Here is a 12,517-nt window from a genome sequence, read left to right as displayed (position 1 = left end):
CAGCGGACCAGAAACGCGAACGCCGCCTTGCGGCGGCGTCGGTCGTGCGCAGGGTGCGGCTTACTGCAGGTTTTCGATCATCCAGTCGACCGAGGCGATCACCTGCTCGTCGCTCAGCGCCGGGTTGCCGCCGCGCGCGGGCATCACGCCGGCCGCGCCGGTGAAGCCCTCGATCGCATGGCGGTGCAGGGTTTCGGTGCCCTGCGCCAGGCGCGCGGTCCACTGCGCCCGCGCCAGGGTCGGCGCGCCGCCGGCGCCGCTGGTGTGGCAGCCCGCGCAGAGGTTGTTGTAGATGACCGAGCCGTCGAGCGTGCCGCCGTAGGCGACCTGCGACGCCGCCTGCGCGGCTGCCGCGGACGCCGCCGCCGCCTGGGCGGCCGCACCGGTCGAGCCGGCATAGACGTCGCCGACCGGCGCGATGCGGTCGAGGCGCTGCAGCGTCACGGCTTGCGGTTCCTCGGGTGCGATGGTGCCGTGCAGCGACCAGGCCAGCCCGATCAGGCCGCCGGTGACCACGATCAGGAACAGGATCACCAGAGAGAATTTCTTCAGGAAATCGAGATCGTAATTGCGCACGCAGACATCCCTTGGCGCGTGGCCGCGGCCACAGCTAGCGGCGGAGTATAGGCCAAGCCCCGACGTGGCAGCCGCCCGCAGGCAACCCCGGTGATCACGGCGCACGGCCCCCATGGAACTGGCGCGCCTGGAGGGATTCGAACCCCCGACCAATGGCTTCGGAAGCCACTACTCTATCCGGCTGAGCTACAGGCGCGTCGTCGGTATTCTCCACGAGAATCATCATTCGTGCGAGCCCGATCGCGTTCGCGTGCCGCGGCGGCTCAGAACGCGGGACGGCAATGCCAGCGCCAGGCGCTGTCGATGATCTCCGCAAGATCGGCGTGCCGCGGTGACCAGCCCAGCACTTCGCGGGCGCGATCGCTGGCCGCCACCAGCACCGCCGGGTCGCCGGCACGGCGCGGCGCGATGTCGAACGCCACCGTGCGCCCGCTCGCCGCTTCCGCCGCGGCGATCACCTCGCGCACCGAGAAGCCGCGGCCATTGCCGAGGTTGAACGCATGCGCGCCGCCGTGGGCAGCCATATGGTCGAGCGCCAGCCAGTGCGCCTGGGCGAGGTCGTCGACGTGGATGTAGTCGCGCACGCAGGTGCCGTCGGGCGTGGGCCAGTCGTCGCCGAACACCTTGAGCCGGCTGCCGTCGCCGAGTGCCGCGCGCAGCACGTTGGGGATGAGGTGGGTCTCGGGCGTGTGCGCCTCGCCGATGTCGCCATCGGCACTGGCGCCGGCGGCATTGAAGTAGCGCAGCGTCACCGAGCGCAGCCCGTAGGCCTGCGCGGCATCGGCCAGCATGCGCTCGACCATCAGCTTGCTGGCGCCGTATGGGTTGATCGGCGTCTTCGGGTGGTCCTCGTCGATGGTCGCGGCCACCGGTTCGCCGAACACGGCTGCGGTCGACGAGAACACGATGCGGTCGACGCCATGGCGCCGCATGGCCTGCAGCAGGTTGAGCGTGCCGGCGACGTTGTTTTCGTAGTAGGCCAGCGGCTGCTGCACCGATTCGCTGACCAGCGAGCGCGCGCAGAAGTGCATCACCGCCTCGAACGGCCCGGCGGCGAACGCGGCGTCGAGCGACGCCGGATCCAGCAGGTCGGCCTCGACCAGCGGCCCGAAGCGCACCGCCTCGCGGTGGCCGGTGGACAGGTTGTCGAGCACCACCGGCTCCACGCCGTGCGCGGCCAGCCACTTCGCCATATGGCTGCCGATATAGCCGGCGCCGCCGCAGACCAGCACGCGGCGGGTCACGGCGCAGTGCTCCGGGTCAGGCGGGAGCTGGTCGCAAGGCCGGTCGACGGATGCGGCATCGAGGCATTCCTTGGCGCAGGTGCGGGGCGCCGGATTATGCCGCCGTGCTCCGGCGGGCGGGTGTGAGCGTGCGCTGCCGCCTCGTCCGGCGCTACGCGCCACCTGCAGTCGCGCCATCCATGGCGCTTGCCTCCGGACGCCTTCGCCGTGCAACACGGCAGGCCGTGTTGTCTCCCGCGCGCGGGAGACACGGTTGGTGACCGCCGACCCCGGAGCATCGCAAGACCCCTCTCCCGGCTGCGGGAAAGGGTGCCTCGAAGGGGCGGGTGAGGGCTGCCTTATGCCACGCGCTGACCCCAGCGTCCCACGTTCTCCCGACAGCGGGAGAAGGCCCGCCCGTCCAGCCCGGGCGAGGCTCCTTCCCTCTCCGGGCCACGCCCGGCGTAGTGGCCGATAATGCCGGCAATGCACGACCATGAACGCCACACCCCGCCCGTCGTCCCGCGCTGGCGCGAGCGGTTGGGCCAGTACCTGATCCTGATGCGCGCCGACCGCCCGATCGGCTGGCTGCTGCTGCTGTGGCCCACGTGGTGGGCGCTGTGGCTGGCGGCGGACGGGCTGCCGCCGCTGTGGATCCTGTTCGTGTTCACCGCCGGGGTGTGGCTGACCCGCGGCGCCGGCTGCGTGGTCAACGACTACGCCGACCGCTGGCTCGACCCGCATGTGAAGCGCACCCGCGAGCGGCCGCTGGCCACCGGCCGCGTCTCCGGCCGCGAGGCGAAGCTGCTGTTTGCCGGGCTGATGCTGGTGGCTTTCGCGCTGGTGCTCACGCTCAACGTCCTGACCATCGCGCTGAGCTTCATCGGCCTGCTGCTGGCGGCCACGTATCCGTACCTGAAGCGCCATACCCACCTGCCGCAGGTGTACCTGGGGCTGTCGTTCGGCTGGGGCATCCCGATGGCGTTCGCCGCGGTGCAGGGCACGGTGCCGGCGGTGGCGTGGGTGCTCTACGCCGCCAACATCCTGTGGACCACCGCCTACGACACCTGGTACGCGATGGTCGACCGCGACGACGACATCCGCGTCGGCTCGAAGTCCACCGCGATCCTGTTCGGCGAACTCGACCTGGTGATCCAGGGCGTGCTGTACACGCTGTTCTTCCTCGGCATGGTGCTGGTTGGCCGGCGGGCGGAACTGGGCATGTGGTACTGGGCCGGCCTCGGCGTGGCGGCGCTGCTGGTGATCTGGGAGTTCATGCTCGTGCGTCATCGTGACCGCGACGCCTGCTTCCGCGCCTTCCTGCACAACCACTGGGTGGGGACCGCGATCTTCGCCGGCATCGCGATCGACCTCGCCCTGCGCTGAGGACGTGGGGGCGAGGCCCCGGCGGAGACAGCGGCCACCGCCGCAGCCTTCGAGGGAAATATGCTGGCCCGCGGCGCCTCCTTACGGCACCCGCGCGCAGACCCAGGCATCGACCCGTGCCACGCCTGCTCCGTGCAACGCACGCGCCGCCGCGTGCAGGGTGGCGCCGGTGGTCATGACGTCGTCGACGAGCGCCACGTGTTCCGGCAATGGCCGGCGCGCATCCACCGCGAAGGCGCCGCGCAGGTTGCGCCTACGCGCCCCGGCATCGAGGCTGGATTGCGCCGCGGTGGCGCGCATCCGCACCAGGTCGGCCCGCAACGGAAGGTCCAGCGCGCGCGCCAGCGGCCGCGCCAGCTCCAGCGCCTGGTCGTAGCCGCGCTCGCGCAGGCGCGCGGCATGCAGCGGCACCGGCAGCAGCGCATGCGGGCGCGGGGCCGCGGCGCAGGCAGGCAGCATCCACTGCGACAGCAGTCGGCCACAGGCCAGGTCACGATGGAACTTGAAGCGCGGCAGCAGGCGGTCGAGCGGAAACCCGTAAAGGAAGCTCGCCTGCACGAACCGCAACGGCGGCGCGCGCTGCAGGCAGTGCCCGCATGCGCCATCAGCCAGCTGCATCTCCATCAGCGGCAGCGCGCAACGCTCGCAGGCTGCTCCCAGCCACGGCAGGCGCGCGGCACAGGCAGTGCACAACCCGGACGCCTCGTCCGCCACCTCCCGGCAGATCGGGCAGCGGGCGGGATACAGCAGGCGGCCGAGGCGGGCGCCCCAGCCGTCAACCTTCGGGGTGGCGATCCGGTTGACAGGCTCTGGCATGGTTTCCAGACTGCCCGGTCCGCCGCCGTGCGTCTGTCGGAAAACCTCCATGTCCGCTGTCAGTCCCGCCCGGCCGCAAGTCGGCCCGCAGCCCGTAGCCCTTCGCCACGACTGGTCGCGCCGCGAGGTGGAGGCGCTGTTCGCGCTGCCGTTCCCGGAACTGCTGCACCGGGCGGCCAGCGTGCATCGTGAGAATTTCGATCCGGCCGAGGTGCAGGTCAGCACGCTGCTGTCGGTGAAGACCGGCGGCTGTCCGGAGGATTGCGCCTACTGCCCGCAGGCGCAGCGCTACAACACGGGGGTGGATGCCACCAAGCTGATGTCCACCGAGGACGTGCTGGCGAAGGCGCGCCAGGCCCGTGCCGCCGGCGCCTCGCGTTTCTGCATGGGCGCGGCATGGCGCTCGCCGAAGGACCGCGACATCCCCAAGGTCGCGGAGATGATCCGCGAGGTGAAGGCCCTGGGCCTGGAGACCTGCGCGACCCTGGGCATGCTCAGCGGCAGCCAGGCGCAGGCGCTCAAGGCCGCCGGGCTCGACTACTACAACCACAACATCGATACCGATCCCGAGTACTACGACTCGATCATCCGCACCCGCGAGATCCAGGATCGCCTCGACACGCTGTCGCATGTACGCGACGCCGGCATGAAGACCTGCTGCGGCGGTATCGTCGGCATGGGCGAGTCGCGTGCGCAGCGTGCGGGCCTGCTGCATACGCTGGCCACGCTGCCGGCGCATCCGGATTCGGTGCCGATCAACCGCCTGGTGCAGGTGGCCGGCACCCCGCTGGCCGACCAGAACACCGTGGCCGAGCTGGATCCGTTCGAGTTCGTGCGCACGATTGCCGTGGCGCGGATCCTGATGCCGAAGTCGATGGTGCGGCTGTCGGCCGGCCGCGAACAGATGTCGGACGAGCTGCAGGCCCTGTGCTTCTGCGCCGGTGCCAACTCGATCTTCTACGGCGAGAAGCTCCTGACCACCGGCAACCCGGATACCGAACGCGACCTCGCGCTGTTCGAGCGCCTGGGCCTGCGGCCGATGCAGGTCACCCTGGATGCCGAGGGCCATGACCACGGCGGCACCGTGCACGCCGACATCGTCCACGACTGCAGGCAGGGCTGCGCGGCGTGATGCCCTGGGGCGCCTGGCTGTACCTGCTGCTGCTGGCGGCGGTCGGCGTCCTGCATCTCGTCATCGAGCTGCGCACGCGCGTCGACGTGGTGCGCGCGCTGCTGCGTTTCGCCGCGGTCGGCGTGATCGGCGCCGGCGTGGTGCTGTTCTATCGCGGCGGCGCCGGCGTGCTCTACATGCTCATGCTGTTCGCCGCCGCCCTGCTGATCTCGCGCAAGTCGGTGGCGGATGCGCAGGCCGCGCGGGCCGGTCGCGCCGATGGCACCACCGCACCGCCGCCATGGCTGGGCCTGACACGCCTGGTGGTGCTGCCGGGCATCGCCTGGGGCGCGCTGGCGGTGTGGGTGCAGCAACATGCCTGAGCGCGAAAGCCTGGTTGCGCGTGCGATCGCGCGCCGCGAGGAGGCGCGTGCACGGCAACGGCTGCGCAGCCGGCGCACGGTCACCCATCGCGATGGCGTGCATGTCGACGTGGACGGCCGCCGGCTGCTGAATTTCTGCGGTAACGACTACCTCGGCCTCGCCCAGCACTTCCAGGTGGCGGGCGCGCTGCAGGATGCGGCGGCCCGCGAAGGCGCCGGCGGCGTGGCCTCGCACCTGGTGTGCGGGCACCACGCCCACCACGATGCGCTCGAGCGCGAACTCGCCGACTGGCTGCAGGCGCCACGTGCACTGCTGTTCTCCAGTGGCTACATGGCCAATCTCGCGGTGCTGCAGGCGCTGCTGGGCGAAGGCGATGTCTGCGTGCAGGACCGCCTCAACCACGCAAGCCTGATCGATGCCGCGCGGCTGGCCGGCTGCAGACTGCGCCGCTACCCGCATGCCGATCCCGAAGGCGCCGTGCGCCAGCTGCGTGCATCGCCCGACGGTGCGGCGATGCTCGCCACCGACGGCGTCTTCAGCATGGACGGCGACGTCGCCCCGCTGCGTGCGCTCGCGCTGGCGGCGCATGCGCAGCGCGCGCTGCTGTACGTCGACGATGCCCATGGCATCGGCGTGCTCGGCCCAGACGGGCGTGGCAGCGTGGCCGCCGCGCGCATCGACCGGTCGGTGCAGCCACTGCAGCTGGTGACCCTGGGCAAGGCGCTCGGCAGCTACGGCGCGCTGGTGGTCGGCGATGCCGACCTGGTCGACCATCTCGCCGCGTTCGCGCGCCCCTACATCTACACCACTGCGCTGCCACCGGCGCTGGCCGCCGCGTCGCTGGCGGCGGTGAAGCTCGCGCGCCGCGAGCACTGGCGTCGCGAGCGCCTGCAGGAACTGGTGCGGCACCTGCGCGTGCGCGCACAGCGCCACGGCTTCGAACTGCTGCCGTCGGACACGCCGATCCAGCCGCTGATGTGCAGCGACGATGCCACCGCGCTGGCGTGGTCGGCGGCACTCGAACAGGCCGGCTTCCTGGTCGCGGCGATCCGTCCGCCGACGGTGCCCGAAGGTCGTGCGCGCCTGCGCATCACCCTCACCGCCGCGCATGACCCGGCGCAGGTGGACATGCTGCTGGATGCGCTGGCGAGGGTGCGCGACCGCTTCGGCGCCGTTGCCATCGGCCAGGATGACGGGCGCGCGGCATGAGTCCTCCGGTGACAGGTGCGCGCCTCGCCCTGACGGCGATGGCGCTGGCGCTGATGTCGGCACTGTTCTTCTCCATGACCTATGTGCTCAACCGTGCCAGCGCGGTCGATGGCGGGCACTGGGCGTGGACGGCCGCGCTGCGCTACCTGATCACCCTGCCGCTGATGCTGGTGCTGATGCCGTTCCAGGGTGGCGCAGGCCCGGTGCTGCGCGCGATCGCCGCGCAGCCCTGGCCATGGCTGCGCAGCGGGGCCGTGGGCTTCGTGCTGTTCTATTGCATGCTCAGCTTTGCCGCTTCCAGCGGGCCGTCCTGGCTGGTGGCCGGGACGTTCCAGTTCACCGTGATCGCCGGCATGCTGTGCGCGCCGCTGCTCTATCGCGATGCACGCCGGCGCATCCCGCCCGCGGGACTGGCGGTGGCGGCGGTGATCTTTGCCGGCGTGCTGCTGATGCAGTTCGGTTACGCCAGCGGTGCGCTGGACCGCGCCGGCTGGATCGCGCTGGTGTGCCTGCTGGTGGCGGCGTTCGCCTTCCCGCTCGGCAACCGCATGCTGCTGCTGCACCTGGAGCGCAGCGGCGAAGCCCTCAATGCCACCCAGCGGGTGTTCGGCATGACGCTTGCCAGCCAGCCCATATGGCTCGTGGTGGCGGTGTACGCCGGCAGCACCGCGGGTGCGCCGACGCTGGCGCAGGTGTGGCTGGCGGCAGGGGTGGCGCTGTCCGCGGGCGTGATCGCGATGATCCTGTTCTTCCAGGCCACCGGCATGGTGCGCGACCAGCCGCTGGCGCTGGGCGCCGCCGAAGCGATGCAGGGCGCGGAGGTTGTGTTCGCGGTGCTGCTGGGCATGCTGCTGCTCGGCGAGGCCGCGCCCAGCGGCACCTCGCTGGCGGGTGCCGCGGTGGTGCTTGCGGGCATCCTCGGCTTCGCCTGGGTGGTCGCGCGGCCGGCCGCCGGCGACACCCGCAGGACGCGCATCCTGCGTACCGACAGGGGCACCTGAGCGATGCCGCGCTATGCACCACCCGGTGGGAGCGACCTGTCCTGTGGGAGTGGCCTCGGCCGCGATCGCATCTCGCAGCGCAGCGCGCGCACACATCGCGCACAAGCGGGCGCGCCGGAACCGGCCGTCGCCGCCAGCCTTCAATGAATCCGGAACCGATGGACGACCTGTACATCCACACCACCGGCTCCGGCCCCGACCTCGTGCTGCTGCACGGCTGGGCCATGCACGGCGGCGTGTTCGCGCCACTGGTCGACGCGCTGCGCGCCGACTTCACCGTGCATGTCGTCGACCTGCCCGGCCATGGCCACAGCCGCGGCTCCACCCTCCCGCTGGCGCTGGAACCCGTCGCCGATGCACTGGCCGCCCGGCTGCCGCGTGCGGCGTGGCTGGGCTGGTCGCTGGGCGGGCTGTTCGCGCTCGAGGCCGCGCGTCGCCATCCGCAGCAGGTGCGCGCGCTGGTGATGCTCGCGTCCAGTCCGCGCTTCGTTCGCGGTGACGACTGGCCGCATGGCATGTCCGCGGAGATCTTCCAGGGCTTCGCCCACGGCCTGCGCCACGACTATCGCGCCACGCTGGACCGCTTCATCGCGCTGGAGGCATTCGGTTCCGACGATGCCCGCGGCGAGATCCGTGCATTGCGCGACGAAGTGTTCGCACGAGGCGAGCCGGCCGCGCAGGTGCTGGCCGACGGGCTCGGGCTGCTCGAGCGCAGCGACCTGCGCGATGCGCTGCCGATGCTGCGCATGCCCGGCCTGTGGCTGGCCGGCCGCCGCGACCGCCTGGTCAGCCCACGCGCGATGGAGGCCGCCGCGGCGCTGGCGCCGGATGCACGGGCGCAGGTGTTCGCCAGCGCCGGGCACGCGCCGTTCCTCACCCATCCCGACGCCGTCGCCGAAGCCGTACGCGCATTCGCTGCCGGCGCGGGCGCCCAGGACCTGCCATGAACGACCCCTTCGACCGCCGCCACGTCCGCCACGCCTTCGGCCGCGCCGCGCGCAGCTATGCCGATGCCTCCGCACTGCAGCGCGAGGTGGAAGGCTGGCTGCTGGAATCGCTGATGTATCTCGACGACAGGGTCCCCGATACCGTGCTCGACGTCGGCAGCGGGCTGGGCGGCGCGGCCCGCACGATGCGCGAACGCTGGCCGAAGGCGCGCATCGTCGCCCTGGACGCCGCGCTGCCGATGCTGCGCGCGCAGGCGCCGGCGCGTGGGCGCGGCCTGCTGGCAGGGCTGGGGCTGGGGCGCGATGTCGACCGCGTGTGTGCCGATGCCGCGGCATTGCCGCTCGCCGACGACAGCGTCGACGTGCTGTTCTCCAACCTCTGCCTGCAGTGGACCGGCGACCTCGCCGCGGTGTTCGCAGGCTTCCGCCGGGTGCTGCGACCGGGCGGGCTGCTGCTGGTGTCGACCTTCGGCCACGACACCCTGCACGAGCTGCGCCACGCGTTCGCGCAGGCCGATGACGAGCCGCACGTCAGTCCGTTCGTCACCATCGCCCAGTTCGGCGATGCGCTGATGCAGGCCGGCTTCCGCAACCCGGTGGTCGAGCGCGACCTGCTGCAGCAGCCGCATACCGATCTCGCCTCGCTGATGCGTTCGCTGCGCAACATGGGGGCGACCAATGCCCTGCAGCAGCGCCGGCGCACCCTCACCGGTCGCGGCCGCTTCGCACGCGCCGCCGAGGCCTACGACACCCTGCGCCCGGCACCGGATGCGCCGTTGCCGTCGAGCTGGGAAATCATCACCGCGATGGCCTGGGCGCCCGACCATGGCGCCCCGATCCGCGAAGGCGGCGAGGAGATCGCGCGCTTCCCGGCGCAGGCCATTCCAATCCGCCGCCGCTGACCCGCACGGCGCGCTTTCCGCGCGATGCCCTCCTGCGGGGGCTATCACTGTGGGAGCGTGCCCGCGCGCGATGGTTGTGCGAGATGCCAGGTGGCATCGGGGCCGCGGCCTCTCCCACGCGCCTGCACGATGCGCATGATTCAGCGCCTGCCGCCTAGACTCCAGCCGTCCACCCGGAGCACGCCGATGCCGAACCGATTGCAGCCCCTGTCGCGCCGATGGTTGCTTGCAGCCCTGCTTGCATTGCCGTTCGCCTCCGCCGCGCAGCAGACGACCGTGATCGACCTGTCGGCGTTCGATCCGTCACTGGTGATCCAGGGCGTTGATGACGTCGTGCTGCGCGCGCCCGATCGCGACATCGACCGCGTCTACCAGGCGGTGCACGCGGCGTCGCGCAACGAGCGCGAGGCGCAGGCGCTGTGCGCGCTGTTCGATGCCGATGCCGACCGCAGCCTGCCGGGGCTGTCGCGCGCGGCCAACGCGCTGGGCGTCGACAGCCGGCAGCGTTTCGTCGATGCGGTGCTGGCGCTGGCGCTGTCCGGCACCCAGGGCGCGCCGCAGCCCTACGACGCGGCGGCCGCGGAGCAGGTGCTGCGCCAGGCGGGGGTGACGGCGATGATGCTGCACGACGGCTTCATGGTCGGCATGGCCGCAACCGGCAACGACGCCGCAAGCCGCGCCGCGCGCTGCCGCTCGTTCCGCCAGCTGGTCGACGTGATGCAGGACTTTCCGCTCGAGCAGCGCGCGCTGGCGACGCGTCACCTGCTGCGTGAGGGCGTGACCCGCTACGGCGGCGAGCTGTAGCTGCGCACGGGTGGTCCGCGGCCTCAGCCACCCACCTGCGTGATCCAGTCCTGCAGGTTGTAGTGGTTGGTCACCCGGCTGATGCGGCCGTCGCGGATCGCGAAGAACGCCCCGCCCGGCAACACGTAGCGCTGGCCGCGGGCCTCCGGCAGGCCTTCATCGGTGACGCGGTATTCGCCATGCACCACGTACTCCGCGGCGGCGCGTTCGCCGTCGGGCGAGGCCATCACCACGATGTCGTGCAGCCGTTCCGAATAGTGCGCGTCCATCCGCACAAGGAACGCGGCGAACGCCTCGCGGCCCTGTTCGCGGCGCCCCTGGTTGAGGTCATGGACGACGTCATCGGTGAGCAGCGCCAGCATGCCGTCCCAGTCGCCGCGGTTGAATGCGGCGTAGTAGGCCAGCACCACTTCGGTGGCGCGGTCATGGCGGCGCGTGCCGTCGATCTTCATGGCGGCGATCCGTTGTGCGGGCGGCTCATGGTAGCGCGTGGCTTCCGGTCAGCCGGGTCCAGTGGTCGCGGTGGAAGAAGTAGACCTCGCGGGCCAGGAAGCGCCAGCTGGTCTGCCAGCTGCGGAACCGCGTGGTCGGCGTGGCCGAACCGTGCGCGCGGATGCCTTCGCGTCGCGCCAGCCGCAGCGCGCGTGCCATGTGCAGCGGGTCGCTGACCACGATCGCGGTGTGCAGGCCGTGGTCCTGCATCAGCCGCCGGGCCTGGCGCAGGTTGTCGTGGGTGGTGCGCGAGATGCTTTCGATCAGGATGACGTCCGCGGGCACGCCGTTGCGCACCGCGTAACGTCGCGCCACCTGCGATTCCGAGAAGCGCGCGCCGATGCCGCCGTAGCCGCCGGTGAAGATCAGCCGCGGCGCCAGCCCGCGTTCGTACAGGTCCAGGCCATGGCGGATGCGCTCCTCGAACACCGGCGACGGCCGCGCGTCATAGGCGGCGGCACCGAGCACGATGATCGCGTCGGCCGGGCCGGCGTCGTCGCGGCCACCGACATAGAGGATGTGTGCCGCGACCGCGCCGAGCCAAAGCACGGCGAGCAGCACCAGCCGCAGCAGCCAGCGCAGCGGGCCTGCGCGCCGACGACGCCTCACGCCCGACCCGCGCGCACGAGGGAGGCAAGGTCGGCGTTGCCGCCACTGAGGATCACGCCGACGCGTTGCCCGGCGAACCGCTGCGGCGAGGCCAGCACCGCCGCCAGCGCGACCGCGGCGGATGGCTCGATCAGCTGCTTCATCCGCTGCCACACCAGCCGCATCGCCGCCACTACGGCGTCGTCGCCGACGGTCACCACCTCGACGCCTGCAGCTTGCAGGATCCGGAAGTTCGGCCGGCCGATCCCCGCGCGCAGGCCGTCGCAGACGGTGTCCGGGACGACGTCGGTGACGCGCTGGCCCGTGGCCAGCGAGCGCGCGGCATCGTCGGCGCCGGCGGGTTCGGCCAGCACCAGCCGCGTGCCCGGCGCACGCCCGGCCAGGGCGATGGCGGTGCCCGCGGCCAGCCCGCCGCCGCCGACCGGCACCACCACGGTGTCGAGCGGACCGCTTGTGGCCAGCAGCTCGAGCACCGCGGTGCCCTGGCCGGCGATCACCCGGGCATCCTCGTAGGGATGCACCAGGGTGGCGCCGGTGTGCCGCTGCAGCGTGTCGCATGCCGCCTCACGCGCGGCCAGCGTGGCTTCGCAGCGGTGCAGCGCCGCGCCGTAGCCGGCGATCGCGGCGAGCTTTGCGGGCACCGCGTTCGCCGGCGTCACCACGTGGCAGGGAATGCCGCGCGACAGTGCCGCCAGCGCGAGCGCCGCACCGTGGTTGCCCGACGAATGGGTGACCACGCCGCGCGCGGCATCGGCGTCCTCCAGTGCCCAGACCGCATTGCAGGCGCCACGGAACTTGAACGCGCCCACGCGCTGCAGGTGCTCGGCCTTGAAGTGCAGGCTGCAGCCGGCGAGCGCATCGATCGAACGTGCGTGCAGGACCGGCGTGACGTGCGCGTGCGGCGCGATCCGCGCGGCGGCGTCGAGGACGTCGTCGAAGGTGGGCAGCTGCATCGGCGCAAGCCTACCGGACGGGGTGGGGTTCATCTATCGCAACGGCGCCGGCATGATGGCCGGAAGGGTTAAGCACGGATTCAATGCCCGGCGCCGAAGCTGGG

General features: G+C 71.8%; 14 protein-coding genes and 1 tRNA gene. 8 read left to right on the top strand and 7 right to left on the bottom strand.

Translation table 11 applies throughout. The features are described 5' to 3' along the window. Positions 1-60: 60 nt before the first annotated feature. From ERL55_RS14545 to galE, 3 genes are all read right to left on the bottom strand, one after another. Positions 61-576, bottom strand: a complete 516-nt coding sequence (locus ERL55_RS14545; protein ID WP_129137070.1) for a c-type cytochrome — start codon at positions 574-576, stop codon at positions 61-63. Between the two features lie 119 nt (positions 577-695). After that, positions 696-772: transfer RNA gene (locus ERL55_RS14540), tRNA-Arg, on the bottom strand. A 67-nt stretch (positions 773-839) separates the two neighbouring features. Continuing rightward, positions 840-1,820: a UDP-glucose 4-epimerase GalE gene (gene galE, locus ERL55_RS14535; protein WP_256386130.1), complete on the bottom strand. Its 981-nt coding sequence runs from the start codon at positions 1,818-1,820 to the stop codon at positions 840-842. Positions 1,821-2,285: 465 nt separating this feature from the next. On the opposite strand from galE, the gene ubiA reads away from it, so the two are divergent. Beyond that, a complete protein-coding gene (gene ubiA, locus ERL55_RS14530) occupies positions 2,286-3,185 on the top strand; it encodes a 4-hydroxybenzoate octaprenyltransferase (RefSeq protein ID WP_129137068.1) in 900 nt (299 codons plus the stop codon). 81 nt (positions 3,186-3,266) lie between these two features. On the opposite strand, the gene ERL55_RS14525 is transcribed toward ubiA, so the two are convergent. After that, positions 3,267-4,001 (bottom strand): ComF family protein, encoded by a 735-nt coding sequence (locus ERL55_RS14525; RefSeq protein WP_129137067.1) that lies wholly within the window; start codon positions 3,999-4,001, stop codon positions 3,267-3,269. A 49-nt stretch (positions 4,002-4,050) separates the two neighbouring features. Between ERL55_RS14525 and bioB the strand changes: the two genes are divergently transcribed. The 7 genes from bioB to ERL55_RS14490 all read left to right on the top strand — a co-directional run bounded on the left by bioB (position 4,051) and on the right by ERL55_RS14490 (position 10,359). Continuing rightward, on the top strand, positions 4,051-5,133 hold the full coding sequence (gene bioB / locus ERL55_RS14520; RefSeq protein ID WP_129137066.1) for a biotin synthase BioB: 1,083 nt from the start codon (positions 4,051-4,053) through the stop codon (positions 5,131-5,133). Beyond that, positions 5,130-5,495 carry a hypothetical protein gene (locus tag ERL55_RS14515; protein WP_129137065.1) on the top strand — a complete coding sequence of 122 codons (366 nt, stop codon included), beginning with the start codon at positions 5,130-5,132 and terminating at the stop codon, positions 5,493-5,495. Before bioB ends, ERL55_RS14515 begins: the two co-directional genes overlap by 4 nt. Next, positions 5,488-6,705 (top strand): 8-amino-7-oxononanoate synthase, encoded by a 1,218-nt coding sequence (bioF, locus tag ERL55_RS14510; protein ID WP_129137064.1) that lies wholly within the window; start codon positions 5,488-5,490, stop codon positions 6,703-6,705. The genes ERL55_RS14515 and bioF overlap by 8 nt, the downstream gene beginning before the upstream one ends. Next, a complete protein-coding gene (locus tag ERL55_RS14505) occupies positions 6,702-7,706 on the top strand; it encodes a multidrug resistance efflux transporter family protein (RefSeq protein WP_241685788.1) in 1,005 nt (334 codons plus the stop codon). Before bioF ends, ERL55_RS14505 begins: the two co-directional genes overlap by 4 nt. Positions 7,707-7,873: 167 nt before the next feature. Then, entirely contained in the window at positions 7,874-8,653 is a 780-nt protein-coding gene (bioH, locus tag ERL55_RS14500) for a pimeloyl-ACP methyl ester esterase BioH (protein WP_129137369.1), read from the top strand. Next, positions 8,650-9,555, top strand: a complete 906-nt coding sequence (bioC, locus tag ERL55_RS14495) for a malonyl-ACP O-methyltransferase BioC (protein ID WP_129137063.1) — start codon at positions 8,650-8,652, stop codon at positions 9,553-9,555. The genes bioH and bioC overlap by 4 nt, the downstream gene beginning before the upstream one ends. Before the next feature lie 186 nt (positions 9,556-9,741). After that, a complete protein-coding gene (locus tag ERL55_RS14490; protein WP_129137062.1) occupies positions 9,742-10,359 on the top strand; it encodes a hypothetical protein in 618 nt (205 codons plus the stop codon). A gap of 23 nt (positions 10,360-10,382) precedes the next feature. On the opposite strand, the gene ERL55_RS14485 is transcribed toward ERL55_RS14490, so the two are convergent. Genes ERL55_RS14485 through ERL55_RS14995 form a run of 3 tightly spaced genes read right to left on the bottom strand, consistent with a single transcriptional unit; the run spans position 10,383 to position 12,413 of the window. After that, positions 10,383-10,811, bottom strand: coding sequence for a ketosteroid isomerase-related protein (locus tag ERL55_RS14485; RefSeq protein WP_129137061.1), 429 nt, complete (start codon positions 10,809-10,811; stop codon positions 10,383-10,385). 25 nt (positions 10,812-10,836) lie between these two features. Beyond that, positions 10,837-11,460 (bottom strand): YdcF family protein, encoded by a 624-nt coding sequence (locus ERL55_RS15000; protein ID WP_164972222.1) that lies wholly within the window; start codon positions 11,458-11,460, stop codon positions 10,837-10,839. Continuing rightward, positions 11,457-12,413 (bottom strand): pyridoxal-phosphate dependent enzyme, encoded by a 957-nt coding sequence (locus ERL55_RS14995; protein WP_164972221.1) that lies wholly within the window; start codon positions 12,411-12,413, stop codon positions 11,457-11,459. Before ERL55_RS14995 ends, ERL55_RS15000 begins: the two co-directional genes overlap by 4 nt. Positions 12,414-12,517: the final 104 nt, after the last annotated feature.

Source organism: Luteimonas sp. YGD11-2, from assembly GCF_004118975.1.
GTDB classification, from domain to species: Bacteria; Pseudomonadota; Gammaproteobacteria; order Xanthomonadales; family Xanthomonadaceae; genus Luteimonas; species Luteimonas muca.
The sequence above is the reverse complement of the archived record's forward strand: the minus strand, read 5'-3'. Positions and strand labels throughout refer to the sequence as shown.